Below are 22,180 nucleotides of genomic sequence, written 5' to 3'. Positions count from 1 at the left end.
TTATGTTTCTAGATTCACTTAAAAAATTCCGGTGTGACCTAGGTCGTTTCTAAAAAGCAATAACAAAACTCTTTTCATTAACCAATGGTTTCAACGATACTGCCTTCACTGTCCCGAATTAAAGTCTTTATAATGTCCAGTACGATATTGACCGAAGAAATTGGGACCGAGCTTTCTTTAGGTACAAGCTTTTGCGTAAACTCCGCTGCTGCCTGCTCATTCAGAGTAATGGTAATATTATCCTCCTCTTCTTTACAACCCGCTTTCTCGCCTCGCTCAAACACAACCTGAGTATTTTCGCTTAACAATCGAAGCGTCTTGCCTTTTAATATCCGGCCTTGAAGCAGCCTGCCAACAATTCCAGCCTGCTTAGCTCCGATAGTTAATCGGGCCGGAGTCTTTCTAAACAGCTTCTTCTCTGCAGGCATCCAGTCCAGTGTATCCACGAACAGGAATCCCGTGCTCGAGCCTTCCTCCGCGAGTCCGGTGTTCACGGCATCTGCTACCTCTTGAATATCCAGAAGAGAGCTTCGGGATAGATCTGTTATGTAATAAGGCATATGGGCAAGACCTGCTGACAAAACACCAAGTGTATTCCATGTCATCATAGCGTCCAGCTCGTCACCTGTTATTCCTGCCATTTGAATAAACTCTACTCTCCCATTAGGTGTATCCATTGGTGAGAGCTCCGGATCATGAGTAAATGCGAGGGCCGTGAGCAAGGTATCCGCCCCCAAGCAAATGGGACCATTCGCATCCAAATAATCTCCTGCTTTAAATATGTTCCCGCTCCCGAACACGTATCTGCCCATGTTTTGCAGCAGGTTAAGCGCCCAAGCCGGCGGCTCCTCCTCTGATTCACTCCGCGAAACCCTGAAGGTCAGTTCAAATCCAAAGCCGCTATCCTCCAAATTTTCGGATTCCTTTGTATATAGCTCAGAAAATCCATACGTGACGATATGCCAATGCGGTCCTCCTTGCTCTGACTTATATGCGCTGATCCCATCAAGCGGGTCCTGACCTCCAAGAGAATAAGGAAGCAAAGTCCCGTAATGCTTAGGCTCCTGGTCTCCGTATATAGGCTTTAATGCTTCATCTATCGCATCCCAGCCGGGTGCTTGATCCAGCTGTTCATTTAGCTCTTCGTTCATTTCTCACTCATCTTCTCATTGACCTCCTGCATCTTCTCCTGTAATTCATCCACTGTCTAATTATCTATTATAAATGGATTTGGACTGCCTATTGCTGTATATGGCAAATTTGAGCATTATTTACTACATAAAATACCGAGACAAAGTCAACCCTCAAATATGAAACTCATGTCAAACGTCAAGTAGGATTTTTGTTAGATTGGAGCAATGTTCTGGTGGAATCGATGTTTATCGTCATACGAGGGCTTCAATGGTTAGAAATATCCTCAACTCAGATCCATTCAACTTTTTCATAAAATGCATGAATACGAAATACTTCTGCTTACTTCTTCCTGGTTTAAGGAGATTCATATTCCACATTCGGATTGGCGATGAACTCTATATAAAGTAAAATACAGCTAGACCCGATGCATTTGCATATATTATGTATTAACCAACATTCCAATAAAGAGCGGTGATGAGCTATGAAATTTATCGTATCCATGAAATGGGTGCTAGCCCGAATGTATGAACCGGACGTCGCGATTGTCGATTGCCGTTTTGCTCTGGGTCAACCAGAGACGGGCAGACAGGCCTTTAACGAAAGCCATATACCAGGGGCCGTATATTTTGATCTGGAGCAGGATCTGTCTTCACCCTTGCATGAAAAAGGATACGGGGGACGACATCCACTGCCTGATGTAGAGCAGCTGGTTGACCGCATTCGTAAGGCAGGAATCAGTAACGAGACCCGAATTATTGCTTACGATGACCAAGGCGGTGCGATGGCGTCAAGATTCTGGTGGCTGATGCGCTATCTCGGTCATGAGCAGGTATATATTATGGATGAGGGATTTGCGGCATGGCAGGCTGCGAGCTTTCCGGTCACTGCCGATGTACCGATTCGGATTCCGGCATCCTACTCCCCACATCTCCAGTCTCACCTGCTGGCTGATCTAGAAGAAGTGCGGAAGGCTTCCACCACTGGATCTGCTATGTTAATCGACTCACGTGAATACCCGAGATACCTGGGAGAGGTAGAGCCGCTGGATAAGAAGGCAGGTCATATACCAAGCGCTGCCTCCTATTTCTGGAAGGATAACCTTCAGGAAGGATCGACTAAATTCAAGTCAGCTGAGGAGTTAAGCAAACGGTTTGAAGCAGTGTCCAAAGATCAAGATATTATTGTATATTGCGGCTCCGGCGTTACGGCTTGTCCCAATGTACTAGCGTTAACAGAAGCAGGATATGAGAATGTGAAGCTGTATGCAGGGAGCTGGAGCGACTGGATCAGCTATGAGGAGAACCCGGTAGCTACGGGAAAAGAATAATGTGCAAGAACCCGCGTGGGACGCGGGTTCTTCTTTATTTTCAGACGAATCTATTCACTTCACCCGAAACGTGCGCGGAGCATACTTGCGAACCAAGGGCAGAGCAAACACAAGATAGAGCAGGGCTATAACAGCCGTACTTATTGAAAAAACAACCGGATCTGGTCTTAAGCTGATCGATAGGACAAAGACGCCTGACACAATCCAGCTAAAGAGATAAAAAAACGGATTTTTCGTATTCAGCTCTGTCGTGTACGGCTGGAATATATAGTACAAAAACAAGTGATGTACGGAGAAAAATATGGCGAGTGATAATGTGCTTACCCACAGAAATACATAGTCGGCTGTTGTTGTTAACCCTCCGGCAGCGACAGCCGCCAGCGTCAGCACCAAGGCAAGTGCGGCTGCGAGGAGCAGGTTCATGCCCAGTATCTTAATAAGGCGGATCCGAAAGTGCTTCGACGCATCCTGTCGGTAGAAGCTTTGTCTTAGCAGCTTCAGATCACAATGGAAAAACAGCACTTTGCACAATTGTTCCCCGACGGTCAAATAGGCCATGATGAGGATAAGCCCAGGAAAAAATGTCCCTATGCTAGAAGCTGCGGCAGCCATCGGCTCTCGGTATAGAAATCCCGCAAGGATCAAGGCCGTCCCGAGGGCAGCAACGATGGCCAAACGCTTATACAGCGGCCGCCGGATCAAACTTTTGTGTCTCGAGAAGAAGATCGCATTAATATAATCGTACCCCTCTTTTTCCTCGAATGTCCTCCTGCTCTCGTTCGTCCCTTCTAGATCGTAATCACTGTCCTTCGCCTTGACGGATGTTTGCTGCGCATCCGCCATCATCCGGCCCAGGTCAAGCAGCGGGTCATCCCGCTTCGTCGCCGCGTCTACCGCATCCGTATAGTCCAGTCGCCAGAAGAGAACAACACTCGCAATGCCTCCCAGCAAAATGCAAATAACGTATAAAGGCACAGCCGAAGTTAACATTGCCCCCCAAGCCAGAGCCCATTCAAACAGTAATGGCGCATATGCTGCGATGTATCCAATGAAAATGACGGCCCAAACGATGACGTTGTTCTTGATCAATACATTCCCGGTTCGCTGAAACAACCAGTAATGAAAATATTCCCATACGATCCGCCACATTACAGCAGCAGCCGTGAGGAGAATGCCTTGCAGCATCGGTGCACCAAGCAGCGAGGAAAAAAGGAGCACCGCTGTCAGCAGATAGACAAATAAGGTAACGTATTTGTAGCTGAGCGTCGCCCGCATATATCGTGTAGCCGGAAGCCGCAACAGCTTGACCGCGATGTATTTGCTCCGCTTCGGTTCAAGTATTCTGGCATTCGATACTCCAGCAATGATAAATGTGATAATGAAGAAAATATGCCAAAAGATGTCCAGCTGACGCTCTATAGGCAGCTCTTGGCCCAAGGTGACCACCGGAAAATAAACGACAAGGCCGACATACAGCATACTGGTCAAGAATCCCCACACAATAGACAGCAGCAGTGCAGCAATGGCCACTGCCTTCTTCACACCCACTCTGGAATAGACATTGTCACTAACCAGACCACCGATGAGCGGAAGCCGCCGAACATAATAGATCAATCGGTTTGCAATAGAGGATACTTGAAGATGAAGAATCGTATTAAGTGTTCGGAGCATCCGGTCTCCCCTCCCCATCCGCATCATCCTGCAGCAGGTCGATAACGCTCTGTTCGAAGCCAGGACTGCCAAGCAGCTCTTTCGGTACCGAAGACAATTGCCCTTTGTTTAAGATGACTAGTTCATCACAAAGATCGGAGGCCAGCTGCAAAATATGCGTAGAGAAGATCAGAATATGATCCTTCTTCATCGACCGCAGTAAATTTTTCATCTCCAGTGCGACAATCACGTCAAACGAGGTCAAAGGTTCGTCCAGCAGGATCACCGGCGGCTTCGTAATGAGAAATAGCAGCATCTGAATTTTATTCTTCATCCCGTGGGAATAGTTCTTAATAAGACGATGCCGATCCTCCATTGTAATTCTCATCATCTCGAAGTAATCGTCGATCTGGGTATCCGCCTGCAGCTTATCCCTGTTAATATCCAAGAAGAACTTGACGAATTCGTATCCCGTCAGGAACTCAGGCAATATAGGCAAGGAGTAGACATATCCGATATCATCCTCTTTCAGCTCACGGCGGGTACCATTATCCAGCAGCCATGCATTACCGCCATCAAGCTTGGTTTCCCCGCTCAAGCCATTAAAAAGAGTCGTTTTCCCAGCACCATTTCGTCCGAGAAGACCGTAAATCTTACCTTGTTCGAACGTAAATCCGGTGTTTTGCAGTACGTTCTTCTTTCCGAAGCTTTTGACAATATTCTCTAAGACTAATTCCACGTGTGAGATCTCCTCCTTATTTCCATCTATTTTTGTTAATACGAGCCTAAGAGCGTGAGGTGTCGCAATATTTTGAATTAAGCTGCTGCTTGTCGGATTGGAGAAGCTTGCTTTCGTAATTCTGCTGAACTAATATATGTAAACGTAAGATAGAGAATAGGGAGTGATTCAAAATGAGCTATAACTTTAAGTCAGACGAAGCCGCAAAGATTAAAGACCACTTTGGTGAACACGTTTATGAAAAAGTCCAACAATATCTCGGCATCTACGCAGATATGTGGTCCCTGTCTTCATTTGAGTTCATTCCTTCCTACTCGGCCAACCTGGTGTTCAAATGCGAGTCCGCCCTCTACGGCAGTTCCATACTAAAGATCGGGAACCCTACTGCCGCAGAAACGTTAACCGAATTCAGCACTCTGGAGGAATACAAGGGAAGGCCATTCTGCAAGGTTTACGATATCGATCGTGAACACTGCATTATTTTGGAAGAGCGTATTGAGCCTGGCTATACTTTAAGAAAAGAGAGCTCGCTTGAGCGAAGACTTGCCGTTTTCTGTTCCCTGTACACAGACCTCCATGTTGAACCCGCTGACGCTGAGATATACCCAACCTATCTTACGTGGGTGAATCGAATTACGAGTTATATGAGCCAGCGGCAGGATGCCGAAGAGCTCTATTTGCATATGAAGAAGGCCCAGGAGATTTGCATCTCACTCTCTTCTCAATATTCAAAAAAACGGCTTCTGCATGGCGACTTTCATCATGACAATATTTTGCTGGGTAGTCATGGACAATATAAGATTATCGATCCGAAGGGCGTCATTGGCGATCCGATCTTTGACACTCCCCGATTTATCTTGAATGAATTCGAAGAGGAGGTCACTCCAGCGCTATATAACAAGATTAACAATATCATTAACACACTGGAGAAGGAGCTTCTTATTCCGGGTGAGGTCTTGCGGCAATGCCTCTATGTAGAAACTGCGATGGGAAACTGTTGGAGTGTACAAAGTGGTGCTCTCCCGGAAGAATTTCCGAAGCTGTTAAGCTATGTCGCTTTTGCTAAAAGCATATTGGATACGCAGACTCTTTGACGGTAGTTGCTATTGTGACAGATATAATCTTGTAGGAGGACATTAAATGAATGGAAACATCAAATCAAAGTCTGAGAACCTGCAGCAAAGGTCACCAATATTATAAAAGCAGTGATTGTCCGACATGCCCCACCTGTGAGAGGGAGAGAAAACCCGCCGGCGGGTTCCTCTCCCTGCTATCTGCACCGGCAAGACGGGCACTGGAGCACCATGGAATTACTACCTTGGAGCAGCTGTCCACCTACAGTGAAAAAGAGATTTTAAAATTTCACGGTATGGGGCCCGCATCACTGCCCAAGCTTAGAGCTGCTCTGGAGGAGACTGGCTTAACTTTTAGACGATAAAGATAAAGACTATAGCATGGCTTCGATAGGCTACAGCTTATTATTAGCTGTTCTTAACCCAAGCATCATTCGAATAGCCCCGCTCTTCCCAGTAGCCGACATGCTCACCCTCAATCAACTCGATCCGGGTCAGCCATTTGACCGATTTATAAGCATACATCTTCGGTACAATGAGTCTGACCGGACCACCGAGGTCGCTGGGGATGGGGTTTCCGTCATGCAGGACAGCGACCATCACATCATCCAGATCTGCCTGCTCCAGCGTCAGCGTATCTGTATAGACACCGTCTCCCGAATAGAACTTTACCGTCTGCGCTGACTGCTGCACCCCGGCCTGCTTCAGCAGGTCTTTTAGCCGTATGCCCTCCCAGGTATTGTTGTAGACTGACCAGCCTGTTACGCAGTGAAAGTCACTTACCTGTACCGTACGCTTAAGCTGAACAAACTCCTCCCAGCTCCAGCTTAAGCGGTTATCCACCTTACCATCAATGGTGAAGGACCAGTTCTCGTTGGTGAAGACTGGTATTTTCGTTACGGTATATATCCGGAAATTCCCCTCCGCTCCCCCGCCCATGGGATGCTGAGACGCTGAGTGCGGTACTGGAGTAGGAATAAGTTTGTTCTCGTTCTGTTTAAGCAGATTTCCCATCGAATTACTCCCGCCAAAGCTGCCAAGCCATTTTAGGAAGGACGGAGTCAGCGTTACGATTAACCCGATGCCAATGACTCCACCGATAAAAGCTCTTCTCGTGTATATAGGCTGTGGGGCCGCAGGATGAAGCTGGTTCTCCATACGCCCCTGTTTGATCGTACGTCGCGCGGGCTCCTTGAACCATTTTAATCTAGTAATGGAGTGATAGATGATATAGGGAAGACCAATCCAGGTCAGCACATCATGAACAATCAACGCTGCATTGGATACAGCAGGTCCTACCTGCTTGAACTGCCACAGCAGCACGCCTGATATAAACCAGCCTGTAAGAAGCACCAGTACGATAACGACGTTTAACCGCTGCCAAGGCTTTTGCTTCAGCTGTTTCCAGTGCTTCCCTGCAAGCAGCAAATAATAGAGAACCGGGAGAATAGACGCCACACCAACCATGATATGGAGCGTTTTGATCCATACCCGTCCTTCTCCCAGTAAACTCCGCCAAAATCCGCCGATAAGGATCAAACCAGTCAAAGCCAGTACAAATACGATCCAGCCATTCCAAGTATGTAATGAAACCAGCTTTTTGCCATAACCTTTGCGAAGCTGCTTAAGCCAAGTCCTCATTCTTTGCTCCCCCCAACTATTATGCTGCCGGCAAATTTCCATTTTAGTTAATTATAACGCTGTTCATCTCATTACCTACCATTAATTCACCTATATATCCATAGACGAAGGAGATATTTGTTAATATAAATGAGTTTATTTCGAAAAATGATCCGGCAGCAGGGAGAGAAAAGAGCGGGATGCAGCGGACAACGGCACGCCACGCAGTGTAGCAACACCGACGTGCCTTTTAGGTATAGGAACTGCTAACGGAATTTCCACCAGCGATCCCTCTCTTAGTTCATTTATTACAAAATCCCGTATAACAAAGGCAAGTCCAAAATCTCTTAGGGCGAATTGAAGGAGCAAATCTATACTGCCAAGCTCAATCTCCGGGATAATCTGCATATCGTGTGCAGCCGCATAATCGTCGATATATTTGCGTGTACTCGCTCCTTTTTCCAGCATGAGAATCGGATATTGCTCCAGTTCTTCGCCAGTAAAAATGGTGTTACCCAAGTGGGAATACCCCTTCCCGCCAACGAGACAATCTTGAATCGCGGAGCTTTCTCTCACTTCAACCTGTTTATCCATTACGGGGAGACTAACGATGCCAAAGTCGATCCGCCCTTCCTTCAGCAGCTGAATCGTCTCGGGTGTCGTCCGATTCGTCACATGAATGCGAATGTTAGGGTACTCCGCCCTGTAACGGTCAAGGTATGGAAGCAAATAATATTTGCATAACGTATCGCTGGCCCCGATATGAATTTCACCTTTATCCAGATTGTGCATTTCTGCAATCGCCTTTTCCCCCATATTCACATTAATAAATGCCTGTTCGATATAGCCAAGCAGCACTTCTCCTTCGGTCGTAAGCTGAACTCCTCTTGAGGTTCTAAAAAACAGCGATCCTCCAAGCTGCTCCTCCATTTGTTTGAGGGTATGGCTGACCGCCGGCTGAGTAATGTGCAGTAGCGCCGCAGCTCGGGTCAGGCTTCCTGTCTTCGCTACCTGGTAAAAAACACGATACCACTCCAAATTAACATTCATTACATTACCCCTCTTTATATCAACTATTAGTAATATTACTTTTTCTTATATAACGAATGAAATTATAATAGTCTCTGGATGTAATTACAAATGGGGAGGCAATACAATTGACAGTTACCGCGATCGTGGGTGCAAATTGGGGAGATGAGGGCAAAGGGAAGATGACGGATGTATTATCCGCTGTCTCTTCGTATGTCGTTCGCTTTCAAGGCGGGAGTAATGCAGGACATACCATTATTAATCACTACGGAAAATTCGCTCTGCACATGCTGCCTTCAGGGGTGTTCTACCCGAGTGTAACGAATATCATCGGTCCGGGAACGGCACTGGACACCGGCATGTTACAGAAGGAATTGCAAATGCTCAAGGATAAAGGGGTACCCGCACCAACACTATACGTTTCCGAACGAGCACAGGTCGTGCTGAGTATTCACCGTCTGTTCGATGAGCTTGAAGAGGAGCGTCTGGGTACACGCGGATTCGGTTCGACGAAGAGAGGAATTGCCCCGTTCTATGCAGACAAGTATGCGAAGCTTGGCATTCAGGTCTCCGATTTGTTCGATGAAGTGCGTCTTAGAGAGCGGGTGGAGAGACTACTCGAGCCCAAGAACCTCATGCTTCAGCATTATTATAACCGTGAACCAATCCATCCAGAGGTTCTTATGGAGCAGCTTAAAGAGGAGGCAGAATTTCTAGCTCCATATGTCAAGAACACAACTGAGGTTCTGCAAAAGGCTAACCTTGACGGAGAATCCATTTTACTGGAAGGACAGCTTGGAGCACTGCGTGATCCTGATCACGGGATTTATCCATACTCCACTTCTTCTTCAACCCTGTCCGGTTATGCTCCTGTCGGTGCCGGACTTCCGGCATCCTCCATCAGTAGAGTCATTGCCGTAGTCAAGGCTTATTCCAGCTGTGTAGGTGCTGGTCCCTTCGTATCGGAGATTCAAGGTCAAGAAGCAGATGAACTGCGCGGACTTGGCGGTGATGCCGGCGAGTTTGGTGCGACGACCGGAAGACCAAGACGGATGGGCTGGTTTGATGCGGTCGCGACAAAGTACGGTTGTTCCATCCAGAATGCAACAGAGGTATGCCTCACCAATCTTGATGTACTGGGTTATCTGGACGAGATCCCGATGTGCACCGCATACGAGCTGGAAGATGGCAGTACAACTCAAGCTTTTCCGGTGACAAGCAAGCTGAATGGAGCAAAACCCGTCATCTCTACTCTGCCAGGCTGGAAATGCGATATTTCTCAAATTCGCGAATTTGATGATTTGCCGAAGAAAGCCATTGCATATGTGGAATTTATTGAAGCAAGTATTGGCGTAAACATCACAACCATCTCTGTAGGGCCAAGACGCGAACAGGTTATTGAACGAAGATAACTACTCTTCTATGTTCTCAAAAAAAAGGGGTACAGCCTCTCCTAGGCTGCACCCCTTTTACGCGTTTAAGTTAAATATGCTTCTTGATTTCTGCCTTCAATGGATCAGAAATCGGAAGCAGAGGCAGGCGAACCGAGTCAGACTCGATCCAGCCGAGCTCAGATAAGATCCATTTCAGCGGAGCCGGGTTCGGCTCTTGCTCGAACAACAGACGGATCATAGGAACCAGCTCATCAAACTGCTTCTTCGATTCGGAGATCTCACCGCTCATGTACCGATTGTATACATCAATGAATGTCGCCGTATTCAGGTTGGCTGATGCCAGCATCCCTCCACTTGCCCCTTGGCTCAGAGAAGCGTGGAACAGAAGATCCTCGCCGCAGAGCACCGGCTTCGATCCATACCGAGACAGCTCTGAGACCAGCTCTACACCGCCCGAGCTGTCTTTCAATCCGATGACCTGCGGGATATCAAGGATTTCTCTTATTGTATCCACGGATAATCGGATTCCCGTTCGGCCTGGAATTTCATAAGCAATCACAGGGACGCCAGCTTCCGCTATTTTACTAAAATGTGCTACAACTCCCTTGCCGGTCGGCTTGTTGTAGTATGGAGTTACTACAAGGACTGCATCTGCGCCCAGCTCTCCTGCACGCTCTGTCCGCTTAAGCGATGAGAGTGTGTCATTGGTTCCGGTGCCAATGACAATGGGAACCGTTTTATTCAGTTGCTTCATTACAATCTTCGCTATTTCGACTTGGCTCGTGACCTCTTCCCAGCTGGTCGTTGGACACTCTCCAGTCGTTCCGTTGATGACAAGGCCATTAATATCATGGACCAAAAGGTGCTTTAAGTAGGATTCAAATGAGGCTAGATCAAGGGTATGATTAGTTTGGAATGGAGTAACGACAGGTACGTAGATGCCTTTCAAGTTTTGCTCGCTTAACATGTTACAGCTGCCTCCAATACGTTGTATTTATTTTAATTTATCATAGCGTGCAGCATCACTGTTATCTATAATAGTTGATATGTGTTATCAATATTATTGATGAGGTGGGCTCATGGATTTTATATATCTCAAAACATTTCGGCAGGTCGCCCTGCGTCAAAGCTTCACCCGAGCGGCAGAAGAGCTCGGCTATGCCCAATCCAGCGTCACGACCCAGATTCAGAAGCTGGAGAAGGAATACAATGTCAAATTGTTTGAACGCCACGGCAAAACACTTCGTCTCACTTCGTCCGGTGAAGAGCTCCTGAAGATTGCCGTCCAGATTATCGAGCTGTACGATCAGTCCAAAGAAAAGCTGGCCATGCAAGGCGGCGGGACTTTATCTATCGGTACAATTGATTCCATCGCCTCCTATTTCCTACCACAGGTCATTCAGACGATACGGGAGTCTTACCCCGAGATGAATATAAGGCTGCAAGCCGATCGTGAGGATTATATCCTGGATCAGGTTAAGGAAGGGGAATTCGATATCGGGCTGATTCTCGGAAATACACTGCCGGAACCAACCCTAAACACGATTGTGATCAGAGAAGAGCCGCTTGTACTCGTCTCGAGTCCAAAGAACCCCCTACTACAGTTGACCCAGATTAAAATTAACGATCTGAAGCATACGGACTGGTTTATGGCGGAAGCCAGCTGCAATTATCGGATTATGCTGGAAAAGGTACTGCGAGCACATGGCATCCCTTTCAATGTCCGCTTGGAGCTGGGTAACCCGGAAGCCATTAAACGCTGTGTCATGGCAGGTGACGGGATTGCGCTGCTGCCTGAGATGGTTGTACGAGATGAGATACAGAGACAGGAGCTGAGTGTCCTTCCTTTTGCTCATTCGGACATCAAGCTGTATATGTATTTGGTGATTCATCCTAAGAAGTGGATATCAAACAGCCTGATGGAATTTATTTCCCTCTTGAAGCCAGATCAGGAGCTGATATCATTATAATTCTGGTCTCATTTTTGACTTCAACAATGTGACCTGTACTTTACCTTTTTGTCATTTCCTTATTTTGCTGTAGTGTTAGTATTAACCTATTGAAATTGTTTGTGAAAGGAAAGGTTTTCGCATGTTCCAAATGACCACTTACTTGACTCCACACACCCAGACGTTTGTGAATATGAGCTATGCGGAGATGACTCCGTGTCCAGACCAGAATCTGCAGCATGTGTGCAAGGCTGAGGTGAAATCTCATGCCTAAATCGATAAAAACAGGCTCCCGGTATATGCCGGGGCTGGATGGACTCAGAGCCTTGGCGCTGTTTGGCGTTATGTGCTACCACTGGGGGCTTGATGAAGCTCCTGGTGGATTTCTAGGTGTCAGCATTTTCTTTGTATTATCCGGCTATTTAATTACGAACATCCTCGCCATAGAGTGGCATCATCATGGGAGAATTGATCTGAAGCAATTCTGGTATAGGAGGTTCAGGCGACTTCTGCCCGCGATGCTGATCATGCTCCTTATGACCGTGGTGTGGATGACCTTATTTGATACTTCTCGGCTCGCTTCCTTGCGTTATGACGTTGTTGCTGCCGTTACATACATAAGCAATTGGCAATTTATTTTCCAGGATATATCCTACTTCGAATCGTTTGGTCCGCCCTCTCCGCTTGGACATATGTGGTCCCTGGCCGTAGAAGAGCAGTTCTACCTCCTATGGCCGCTTCTTATGCTGGTTGGACTCAAATGGTTTCCAAAACGAGGCCAGATGTTTGTATTTATTTGTACGCTGGCTGCATTGTCGGCGCTTCTCATGGCCCTGCTTCATGAGCCGGGTTCGGATCCAAGCCGAGTCTATTTCGGAACAGATACCCGGGCATTCGGGCTGCTGTCCGGTGCTGCCCTTGCCATTGTGTGGCCCAGCTACAAGTTATCTGGCAGAGTCCAGAGGGTGGCACAGCTGGGTCTGGATCTAACAGGCATAGGTGCGCTGCTGCTCGTGCTATATATGATGTGGAGCACTGACCGCTACGCGTCATGGCTGTATAACGGCGGGATGCTCCTCTTCTCGATTGCAGCAGCTGTTCTAGTAGCCGTTCTGGCGCACCCGGCTTCCCTGCTTGCCAAAGTCCTTGGAGCAGGACCCCTGCGCTGGATCGGGATTCGATCCTATGGCATCTATTTGTGGCATTATCCTGTACTGATTCTGACGAGTCCCGGAGGGAATCCGGAAGGAATCGGAGCTTTTTATACCTTTCTGCAGGTCGCTGCAAGCGTCATTCTGGCCTCTCTGTCCTGGAAGTACATTGAACAACCGATACGTGAAGGCGCTCTTCGTGTATGGTGGCATGATGTACGGCATCCGAAGCGTCGAAGCTGTGTATTTACACCAAGACGTCTTGCTGTCTATTGCAGCTCACTTCTGTTCATCGGCATCTTTTGTATCGGAATGACGATGAATATATCGGATGCGAAGAAACAAGAAGCAAACGGAGTCTTCTCTGAATTTCCTTCTCCGGAGAATGCAGGGCCGGCCCCTGACCAACAACAGGAGAAGGAACCTGTTCCGGATGAAGAGCAGACAGATGGAGAGCAGCCAAGTGCTGAAGAACCCAATGGTGGAGAGCCCGATGCTGAAGAGCCCAATGCTAAAGAACCTAACGATGGAGAATCCAATGGCGAAGCTGCAACAGCTTCAGATCCGGAGAAGAACGGGAACAATGATGCTGAAAAGGATACAGCCCCGGAGGATATAAAGGATACACCGGCAGATCATCAAGTGAAGCCGATGTCCGGCGCTTCCATTACGGCCATTGGTGATTCAGTAATGGTCGGAGTAACTCCCTGCCTGGAGAAGCTGCTTCCGGGTATAACTGTGGATGCAGAGATCGGAAGACAGATGAGCCATGCAGCTGATCTACTCCCGGCACTTGAAGCGAAGGATCGTCTATCCGGCACCGTCATTATTGGACTTGGCACGAATGGTGCTTTTTCGGAGAAGAGCCTGACCTCCCTGCTGGACTCTCTTCAATCCGCCGAACAAGTCCTTCTCGTGAACACGAGAGTACCCAAGGATTGGGAGGAGAACGTAAACAAGATGCTGTCCGAGATCGGAAGCAAATATTCGAATACGACAATCATCGATTGGCACGAAGCCAGCAAGGATCATCCCGAATATTTTAGAGAAGATGGTGTTCACCTGGAGCCTGCGGGTGCTGAAGCTTATACTCGTCTAATTATGAGTGTACTTGGTTAAATGAAGATATTTTGAATGCATCCTTACCATACAAATTATGTTTACAAATCAGGGGTCTGCCCCCTATAATAAGATAGTAATTGACCAACAGTACGTGATTGGTGTCTGATTTATCTCTTAAAAGAGCTGCGCAATCTTACAGATTTGCATCAAGCGATTAAAGGATTTTTCCTCCTTTAATCGCTTTTTTTGTGTGATTGAATTCATTTCCAAGTTTTTTAATGCATTAGATTCATGGAGGGTTTGTTATGAAAAAAAGAATGTATGATATGGTCATGCTGCTTGCAGGAGCATTTATCTTCGCGCTAGCAGTCAATTTGTTTGTCATTCCCAATGATTTCGGAGAAGGCGGCGTTACGGGGATTTCGATCGTTCTCTATTATTTGTTTCAGTGGTCGCCTGCCCTGGTCGGCTTCGTCATCAACGGCATTCTGCTCGTAATCGGCTACAAGCTGCTCGACAAGCAGACAACCTATTACACCATTATTGTCGTTGCGTTTAATTCCTTGTTCCTGTACTGGACTGAGGACTGGTCGATTCCGGCTGACGAGCCGGTACTGAATGCCATATTTGCCGGACTGCTCGCTGGCCTCGGTATCGGACTAATTATACGTGTTGGCGGGACCACGGCCGGGACAACGATCCTGGCACGTCTAGCTAACAAATATCTAGATTGGAACATTAGTTACGCGCTGCTCTTTTTCGATATTATTGTGGCGATACTCTCCATCTTTGTCATCGGTATTGAGAATTTCATGTTCACCATCCTAATCCTATATATCGGTACCAAAGCGATGGATTTCATTATTGAAGGGCTCAATCCGAAAAAAGCCGTTACCATCGTGTCAGCCAAGCATAATGCAATTGCTTCGAAGGTGACCGATATTATGGACCGTGGTGTATCCGTGCTTCGAGGCTACGGCTACTACACCGGTCAGGAGAAGGAAATTCTGTATATCGTGATCAGCAAGCAGGAAGTGTCGATGCTGAAGAAAATTGTAAAATCCGAGGATCCCTCCGCTTTTGTAACGATTCACGATGTTCGTGACGTATTCGGAGAAGGGTTTATTGATATTTCCAAATAAATAAGTATAACATCCTGACAGCCGCGCTGAATAAGCGCGGTTTTTTTAGTTCCTAATGGATACAACGTTTTACGTCGGTTAAAGTCAATTCTCCGCTTCTTGTGAACATTTTTAAAGAAATATGATTATTAGACTAGCTTTCAGCCAATAATTTAAAATAAATATTATTTTGCTATGTACAATAGTGTGTGTCATACAGTATAATGTGATCAGGAGTTGATGATAAATGAATGATGTAACAGAAACGATACAGAATTTACTAAGCGAACTTAGACGAGGAAGCATCATTATCGCCGTACTCAGCCAGTTGTCAGAACCGCAATACGGTTATTCGCTCGTCAGTGTGCTCGAGGACAAAGGGCTGTCTGTTGATCCCGGCACACTATATCCCTTGCTTCGCAGACTAGAGAAACAAGAGCTTCTAATGAGCAGCTGGGATACGAATGAAACCCGTCCCCGGAAGTACTATACCATTACTCCGTTCGGTCAGGACGTCTATGATGGAGTATGCCGGGAATGGTTGTCACTGACTGAGAGTATGAAGAACATTATTGAAACCTAAGGAGGATAAGAAAATGGAACTTATTGAGCGTTATGTGTACGCAGTCACACAGAGACTGCCCGAGAAACTTAGAGCAGACATATCGAAGGAGCTGCATGGACTGATTGAAGATATGCTGGAGGAACACGCTGCATCAGATGAAATTACAGACCAACAGGTAGAGAGCGTTCTGAAAGAACTGGGACATCCGGAGGTGATGGCTGCAAGATACGCGGGCGAACGCTATCTCATTGGTCCAGCGTTGTATTCTAGTTACATGACCGTCATGAAAGTTGTTCTTGCTTCTTTGTTGATCGCACTCAGTATATTCACCATAATTGAAGCCATCATGACGCCTGGCCATATTTTGGACCACTTCACCCATCTCCTCGTTGATATTTTCATCTCTATTTCTCAAGCCATCGCATGGGTTACGGTCATATTTGCACTCATTGAATACAGGCAGCGGAGAAAATCGACTTCACCAAACAACGAAAATTCGATGAAAGAATGGAATCCGAAAGATCTGCAGGCTTTGCCTGATCACGGTACAGAGATCAAAAAGTCAGACCCGATTGCCAGTATCATTTTCATTACTTTGTTTACGGCACTGTTTGCCTTAAATGTGGAGTTACTTGCTGTGTACCGAATTAGTGATCAGGGCTTCTTCTCCATTCCGTTCATCAGCTCAGCCGGAATTGAGAAGTATGTACCTTTCATCTGGCTGTTAGGAGCCGTAGGCATTTTGGGGGAAATATTTAAACTGATTCTCCGCAAAAAGACGACTTCTCTTCTCGCCTACCATATATTGTTCAGTGTGCTCTCATTTGTCCTCGCCTGGATTATGCTTCAGGATACTTCGTTCTGGAATGCATCATTCATTAGTCAACTGGAAGCCGCGGGCCTTATTATTCCCGGAGAAGAAAGCCATGAGATCGTCTCCAGCCTATGGTCAGGACTAAGTCAGAACTTGATCTATCTTATAGCCATCATCAGCCTAGTCGACTTGGGAAGCGAAATCTACAAATGGAGCCGCAGCAAAAAGTTCACAGGCCGTGCATAAGCACGGTTTTTTTACGTTCTATAAGATTAGGGCGCCGTTCAAACTGTAGGAAGCAAAGGTTACGACGGATTCGTTATCGGCATTGTTAATTGATTTTTTTTACCATTTCAAGCGGTTATGAGCAGGAATTAATATCCAGTAGGCGAATAATATTCCCTGTCAGATTCTCAAGGCATATCGGCATCTCTCATATTCGATAAGGAGTTGATTCTACTTGAGCAATTATCACACGGCACACACGCAAAATGTCATTAAACCGATAGAAAACCAGATAACCAGCCTGTTTGTTCATGTTTCAGATGTACGAAGAGCAACTGAGTGGTACAGTCAATTGCTGGGCCTTCCAATTAGGGAAGATCGTCTGAGCTCGGGACCTGTGTATTGGTTTGATCTGCCGGAGGCTCACCTGATTCTGGACTCCAACACCGAGAATCGAAAAAATCCGGAGTGGCGTGAAGAGATGAAGCCTCGCTTCATGCTCGCCTGCAGCAATATCGATGCGGCTTACGAACATGCTGAGCAGCAGGCTGCGACATACTCCAAGCCCTATCATCATGGCCCAATGGCTTATTTCAACTTCAGTGACTCCGATGGAAATACACTCATGGTAAGCCGTAATACGGATTCCACTGAGACAGACGCATGGAACCCCGCTGATGGTGTCAGTCCAATCCTTCCCCGAATTGGTGGTGTCTTTGTCGATGTCACCGATATGAAGTCCGCTGTCCGCTGGTATACAGCGCTGTTCAGTCTGCCTTATGACGACAAGAACACGGATGGACCCATTTACAGCGTTCCTATGACAAGCGGGCCGGTACTGCTTCTGGATCAGCATCGCTCTTTGCGCCAGGAAGATTTTACAGAGCTCTTCTACTTCGAAACAAACGACATAGAGGCCTCCTATCAATACGTCCTGGATCAAGGCTTTCAAGTGGCAGGTGAACCGAATCACTTCGAGGATTTATCCGAATTTGCCGTAATTGATCCAGATGGAAACCGCATCGTTATAGCATGTATGAAATAATAATTAGAATTTTGTTCCTGAACAGCAAAAAAAGAGCCTGAAACCATAATGGTTCAGGCTCTTGAATATTCTGCCTTATTATTGACCGACCATACCGCCGTCAACGGTGTATAGAGATGCTGTAACGAAGGAAGCTTCATCAGACAGCAGGAAGTTCATTACCGCTGCCACTTCTTCCGGCTTGCCGTAACGGCCCATCGGAGTAGCAGCTTCGTTCGCTTTTTTGTACTCTTCAGCTGCACCGGAGTTTGCTTCGATCTGCTCCATCATACGTGTTGCAATCGTACCTGGAAGAACCGCATTGACACGGATTCCGAATGAAGCCAGCTCATTAGCTGCTACACGAGTAAGACCAATGACAGCATGCTTGGACATAATGTAAGGAGACATACCTGGAGCTCCCATGAGGCCTGCTAGAGATGAAGTATTCAGGATTGCGCCTGAATTTTGTTCTTTCATCACTGGAATGACATATTTCAGACCAAGGAATACCCCACGAACATTGACGTTATATACGAGGTCAAGGGCTTGTACACTCATCTCATCGATTGTTGCTGTAGGACCCTCAATACCCGCATTGTTTGCAAAATAGTCAACAGTGCCAAACTTCTCAACGGCTTTGTTCACATAATTTTGCACATCTTCTTCTTTGGACACATCGGCTGCAACAGCCAGAGAGTTGGAATCGTTAAGACCCAAATCTGCAATCGTTGCTTTAATTGCTTCTTCTTTGAGGTCAACGAGAACTACGTTAATGTTGCGCTCTGCCAAACGACGTACCAGTTCTTTACCAATACCGCCTGCTGCTCCTGTAACAATGGCTGTTTTTGCTTGTGATTGACTCATTGTATATTCGCTTCCTTTTCTATGAAATAATAGCTGCAGCATCCACGAAGGATGGCATACAGTTGTAAAGCTTGAATCTTTTAGTTAGTAACTCACTTCCTGTTTATCGTACACCTCTCCAAAAAGAAGGACAATAATCAGTATTCACAAAATTGTCATCTAATCGACACATAAAATTTAACTGTTAAATTTACAATTAGAAATTGGACACGCACGTTCCACATGTTCAATTTCTCGTAATTTGGGAACCACGAAGACTTACGATATAATAATTAACAACGTAATCCATCTCACACTACCTTTTAATATGTTATGAAACGGATTTAATTATGTACGAATAGGATAGGAGTCTACAGGTAAATGGAAGATACGAACGACAGAAGAAGCAAACGAACACGGCTTGCCCTTAAAGTCGCTTTTATCGAGCTGGTGCTTGAAAAAGGATATGAGGCTACCACGATAATGGACATTGCCAGCCGTGCAGACTACAATCGTGGAACATTTTATAACCACTATATAGATAAAGAGGATTTGCTTAGAGATATCAAAGGAGAGTTTTTGCAAGGGGTTTCAATCGCTTTGCTTGCTCCTTATCAAGGTATGGAGCGGGTTGATGCGGACAAGATTTACCCTTCTACGCTACGTCTATTGGAGCATATTGAGCATCACAAGGATCAGTTCAAAGCCCTTCTCTCTGTCAGCAACGATCTGTCATACGATATCTACAATCTACTGAAAGATGCCATGAGGAATGATATGCATATTGTGATGGACGATTCCTCAAGAACAATAGACTATGAGATCATGCTCAGCTACCGCATGTCAGCTTTTGTAGGTGTTATTATGTACTGGGCAGAAACCGACTTTAAATACTCAGCCAGCTATATGGCAGAGCAGGTGATGATTCAAACGAATCAAAATCTGAATTACATTGAGTTCAAGAATCGATGAAGAAGGTTTTACTTTCTTGAAAAATTGTTACAATAGGGTGTGGCTGATCTAGATATCAGGCCAAGATATGTCTAACGAAGTGAAAGTGAGGAATATTACGAATATGATTATAAAACCTAGAACACGCGGCTTTATATGTACAACCGCACATCCAGTAGGATGCGCACGGCAGGTGGAGGAGCAGATTAAATATGTACAGGCTCAGCCGCAAATTAATGGTGGACCGAAGAACGTACTTGTACTTGGTGCTTCTACAGGCTACGGCCTGTCCTCCCGCATCGTTGCTGCCTTTGGTGCAGGTGCGAACACGATCGGAGTATACCGTCCAAGTGCAGGAAGTGAGAAAAGAACGGCTTCTGCGGGCTGGTACAACTCCGCTGCATTTGAACAGGCTGCAAACGCCGCTGGACTTAAATCATACAGCGTGAACGGAGATGCCTTCACAGATGAAACAAAACAAAAAACAGTAGAGGTCATTCGTGAGCAATTGGGACAGGTTGATCTTGTCATATACAGTGTAGCTGCGCCAAGACGCCAGGACCCTGCTACCGGTGAAATGGTTAACTCTGTGCTCAAACCGATCGGAGAAGCGTTCACGAACAAAACGGTTAACTTCCATACCGGTGAAGTCACAGAAGTCACCATTGAGCCTGCAACTGAGGAAGAAGTGCGTAACACCGTAACGGTAATGGGCGGTGATGATTGGAAGCTGTGGATTAAGGCTCTGAAGGACGGAGGAGTTCTGGCAGACCATGCCACGACTATTGCCTATTCCTATATCGGCTCTGAAATTACCCGTTCTATTTACCGTGAAGGATCCATCGGTAAGGCGAAGGATCATCTGGAGGCGACAGCACATCAGCTGAACGAGGAGCTGTCCAGTACGGGCGGACGAGCTTATGTTGCTGTAAGCAAGGCGCTGGTGACCCAGTCCAGCTCGGCAATCCCGATCGTTCCTCTGTATGTATCTGCGTTGTACAAGGTGATGAAGGAAAAAGGATTGCATGAAGGTACCATTGAACAGATGTACCGCTTATTTGCAGATCGTCTGTATCATGGCGAGCCAGCTCTGGTTGATGATGCAGGACGTATTCGTATCGATGATTGGGAGCTGCAAGAAGATGTACAGGAAGAGGTTCTTCGCATCTGGTCTGAGGTCAACAGTGACAACATCTATGACATTTCAGACCTGAAGGGATACAACCAAGAGTTCTTCCAGCTGTTTGGATTCGAGATGGATGGTGTCGACTATGAGAGCGATGTAAATCCAGACGTCCAAATACCTGGTGCCTACAAAGTAGAATAAGCTCGCAAGTGCTTTGTAACCCACAACCGGCCCCTCTGGATCATGATCCAGGGGCTTTTTTTGCATGCCGATTCCATATCGATGTATAGCAAGTGATGAATTTCATATGAAAATAAGGATTGACATGCTCCATATCCATTGGTATGATTTACCTCAATAACATATCAATTCGATGGGAATTATATGTTTTGACATTGTTCTCACCGTCTACCGTACAAACGGAGGCATTTTCGATATATGAAGATGCCTCTTTTTTGTACCCATTTTTCCCCACACACTGTATGTCCCATCATCCACCCCACTAAGGAGGTCAGCTTATGATTGAGCAAGGAAAGTCTTTAGGCACCAAAATAAAGCCTGCAGCCACAAGCAATAAGCACTCTAAGGCTAAAGCTTCAAGAACAAGTCATCTCAGCTCCATTCTGTTAGGCTTTCTCGTTCCAGGCTCCATTCTGATTCTATGGCAGATCGCAGGGGGCTTAGGTTGGATCTCAAGCACCATGCTCCCTACCCCGCTGCAAATTGCCTTATCCTTCAGAGACCTGATCATCTCGGGCGAGCTGTTTGGTCACATGCAAATCAGTATCGCTAGAGCAGCAAGCGGTTTTCTGTTGGGTGCTGGGCTAGGTCTCTTATTCGGGACCCTTGTCGGTTTCCTGCGCCGGTTCGAGCAGACCTTAGACCCCACCTTTCAAATGCTGCGCATGATCCCCCATTTGGCACTCACTCCGTTATTTATTCTATGGTTCGGTTTTGGGGAGACCTCCAAAATATTGCTTATTGCCAAAGGCGCCTTTTTCCCGATGTATGTAAATACCTTTCTAGGTATTCGCGGAGTCGATCTTAAGCTGTTTGAGGTTGCGAAGGTGCTTGAGTTCAGTCATTTCAAGCAGTTGATCCGGCTCGTGTTGCCCGCTGCACTGCCTAACATCCTGCTAGGGCTTCGTTTATCTCTCGGCGTTGCTTGGCTGGGACTTGTTGTGGCTGAACTGATGGGCTCAAGTGAGGGAATCGGATACATGATACAGGATGCACGTCAATTCACACAGACGTCTGTGGTGTTTGTCGGCATTATCATCTTTGCGGCAGTAGGAAAAATTACGGACTCCTTCGTCCGGTACTTAGAAAGAAGGCTGCTTCGCTGGCGGGACAGCTTCAATGGATAAATGAGAGGAGCTC

Annotated in this window: 21 protein-coding genes; 14 read left to right on the top strand and 7 right to left on the bottom strand. The window is 46.5% G+C overall.

Going from position 1 to position 22,180, the window contains the following annotated elements; genetic code table 11:
• Positions 1-77: 77 nt before the first annotated feature.
• Positions 78-1,151, bottom strand: a complete 1,074-nt coding sequence (locus BLW49_RS13945; RefSeq protein ID WP_090725190.1) for a suppressor of fused domain protein — start codon at positions 1,149-1,151, stop codon at positions 78-80.
• A gap of 464 nt (positions 1,152-1,615) precedes the next feature.
• Between BLW49_RS13945 and BLW49_RS13940 the strand changes: the two genes are divergently transcribed.
• Positions 1,616-2,461, top strand: coding sequence for a sulfurtransferase (locus BLW49_RS13940; protein ID WP_090725189.1), 846 nt, complete (start codon positions 1,616-1,618; stop codon positions 2,459-2,461).
• Positions 2,462-2,515: 54 nt separating this feature from the next.
• Here BLW49_RS13940 and BLW49_RS13935 read toward each other — a convergent pair whose 3' ends face one another.
• Positions 2,516-4,132: a hypothetical protein gene (locus BLW49_RS13935; RefSeq protein ID WP_090725187.1), complete on the bottom strand. Its 1,617-nt coding sequence runs from the start codon at positions 4,130-4,132 to the stop codon at positions 2,516-2,518.
• Positions 4,116-4,850 (bottom strand): ABC transporter ATP-binding protein, encoded by a 735-nt coding sequence (locus BLW49_RS13930; RefSeq protein WP_076313386.1) that lies wholly within the window; start codon positions 4,848-4,850, stop codon positions 4,116-4,118. The genes BLW49_RS13935 and BLW49_RS13930 overlap by 17 nt, the downstream gene beginning before the upstream one ends.
• Positions 4,851-5,023: 173 nt before the next feature.
• Between BLW49_RS13930 and BLW49_RS13925 the strand changes: the two genes are divergently transcribed.
• Positions 5,024-5,944 carry an aminoglycoside phosphotransferase family protein gene (locus tag BLW49_RS13925; RefSeq protein ID WP_076313387.1) on the top strand — a complete coding sequence of 307 codons (921 nt, stop codon included), beginning with the start codon at positions 5,024-5,026 and terminating at the stop codon, positions 5,942-5,944.
• 50 nt (positions 5,945-5,994) lie between these two features.
• Positions 5,995-6,288: an RNA polymerase alpha subunit C-terminal domain-containing protein gene (locus tag BLW49_RS13920; RefSeq protein WP_076313388.1), complete on the top strand. Its 294-nt coding sequence runs from the start codon at positions 5,995-5,997 to the stop codon at positions 6,286-6,288.
• A gap of 43 nt (positions 6,289-6,331) precedes the next feature.
• Here BLW49_RS13920 and BLW49_RS13915 read toward each other — a convergent pair whose 3' ends face one another.
• Positions 6,332-7,564, bottom strand: a complete 1,233-nt coding sequence (locus BLW49_RS13915; protein ID WP_090725186.1) for a molybdopterin-dependent oxidoreductase — start codon at positions 7,562-7,564, stop codon at positions 6,332-6,334.
• Between the two features lie 135 nt (positions 7,565-7,699).
• Complete coding sequence (locus BLW49_RS13910; RefSeq protein ID WP_090725184.1) at positions 7,700-8,593, bottom strand: LysR family transcriptional regulator; 894 nt, start codon at positions 8,591-8,593, stop codon at positions 7,700-7,702.
• Between the two features lie 107 nt (positions 8,594-8,700).
• On the opposite strand from BLW49_RS13910, the gene BLW49_RS13905 reads away from it, so the two are divergent.
• Entirely contained in the window at positions 8,701-9,984 is a 1,284-nt protein-coding gene (locus BLW49_RS13905; RefSeq protein ID WP_090725183.1) for an adenylosuccinate synthase, read from the top strand.
• Positions 9,985-10,054: 70 nt separating this feature from the next.
• Here BLW49_RS13905 and dapA read toward each other — a convergent pair whose 3' ends face one another.
• Positions 10,055-10,933 carry a 4-hydroxy-tetrahydrodipicolinate synthase gene (gene dapA, locus BLW49_RS13900; protein ID WP_076313392.1) on the bottom strand — a complete coding sequence of 293 codons (879 nt, stop codon included), beginning with the start codon at positions 10,931-10,933 and terminating at the stop codon, positions 10,055-10,057.
• 112 nt (positions 10,934-11,045) lie between these two features.
• Here dapA and BLW49_RS13895 point away from each other — a divergent pair, with 112 nt between their 5' ends.
• From BLW49_RS13895 to BLW49_RS13870, 7 genes are all read left to right on the top strand, one after another.
• The gene (locus tag BLW49_RS13895) at positions 11,046-11,936 is read left to right on the top strand and encodes a LysR family transcriptional regulator (RefSeq protein WP_076313393.1); all 891 of its coding nucleotides are present in this window, start codon (positions 11,046-11,048) and stop codon (positions 11,934-11,936) included.
• A gap of 121 nt (positions 11,937-12,057) precedes the next feature.
• Positions 12,058-12,189, top strand: coding sequence for a hypothetical protein (locus BLW49_RS29205; RefSeq protein WP_256209754.1), 132 nt, complete (start codon positions 12,058-12,060; stop codon positions 12,187-12,189).
• Positions 12,182-14,185 (top strand): acyltransferase family protein, encoded by a 2,004-nt coding sequence (locus tag BLW49_RS13890; RefSeq protein WP_090725181.1) that lies wholly within the window; start codon positions 12,182-12,184, stop codon positions 14,183-14,185. Before BLW49_RS29205 ends, BLW49_RS13890 begins: the two co-directional genes overlap by 8 nt.
• A 248-nt stretch (positions 14,186-14,433) precedes the next feature.
• Positions 14,434-15,270 carry a YitT family protein gene (locus BLW49_RS13885; RefSeq protein WP_076313395.1) on the top strand — a complete coding sequence of 279 codons (837 nt, stop codon included), beginning with the start codon at positions 14,434-14,436 and terminating at the stop codon, positions 15,268-15,270.
• A gap of 226 nt (positions 15,271-15,496) precedes the next feature.
• Complete coding sequence (locus BLW49_RS13880; RefSeq protein WP_076313396.1) at positions 15,497-15,832, top strand: PadR family transcriptional regulator; 336 nt, start codon at positions 15,497-15,499, stop codon at positions 15,830-15,832.
• A gap of 13 nt (positions 15,833-15,845) precedes the next feature.
• Positions 15,846-16,874 carry a hypothetical protein gene (locus tag BLW49_RS13875; RefSeq protein WP_076313397.1) on the top strand — a complete coding sequence of 343 codons (1,029 nt, stop codon included), beginning with the start codon at positions 15,846-15,848 and terminating at the stop codon, positions 16,872-16,874.
• Positions 16,875-17,088: 214 nt separating this feature from the next.
• Complete coding sequence (locus tag BLW49_RS13870; RefSeq protein WP_083655899.1) at positions 17,089-17,898, top strand: VOC family protein; 810 nt, start codon at positions 17,089-17,091, stop codon at positions 17,896-17,898.
• A 78-nt stretch (positions 17,899-17,976) separates the two neighbouring features.
• Here the strand turns inward: BLW49_RS13870 and BLW49_RS13865 are convergent, their stop codons facing one another.
• Positions 17,977-18,744 (bottom strand): SDR family NAD(P)-dependent oxidoreductase, encoded by a 768-nt coding sequence (locus BLW49_RS13865; protein WP_076313398.1) that lies wholly within the window; start codon positions 18,742-18,744, stop codon positions 17,977-17,979.
• 360 nt (positions 18,745-19,104) lie between these two features.
• On the opposite strand from BLW49_RS13865, the gene BLW49_RS13860 reads away from it, so the two are divergent.
• From BLW49_RS13860 to BLW49_RS13850, 3 genes are all read left to right on the top strand, one after another.
• Positions 19,105-19,695, top strand: a complete 591-nt coding sequence (locus BLW49_RS13860) for a TetR/AcrR family transcriptional regulator (RefSeq protein ID WP_090725179.1) — start codon at positions 19,105-19,107, stop codon at positions 19,693-19,695.
• A 103-nt stretch (positions 19,696-19,798) separates the two neighbouring features.
• A complete protein-coding gene (fabV, locus tag BLW49_RS13855; protein WP_090725178.1) occupies positions 19,799-21,001 on the top strand; it encodes an enoyl-ACP reductase FabV in 1,203 nt (400 codons plus the stop codon).
• Positions 21,002-21,318: 317 nt separating this feature from the next.
• Positions 21,319-22,167, top strand: a complete 849-nt coding sequence (locus BLW49_RS13850; protein ID WP_090725176.1) for an ABC transporter permease — start codon at positions 21,319-21,321, stop codon at positions 22,165-22,167.
• Positions 22,168-22,180: the final 13 nt, after the last annotated feature.

Source organism: Paenibacillus sp. PDC88, assembly GCF_900106725.1.
GTDB classification, from domain to species: domain Bacteria; phylum Bacillota; class Bacilli; order Paenibacillales; family Paenibacillaceae; genus Paenibacillus; species Paenibacillus shunpengii.
This window is presented reverse-complemented; position numbering and strand designations above follow the sequence as displayed.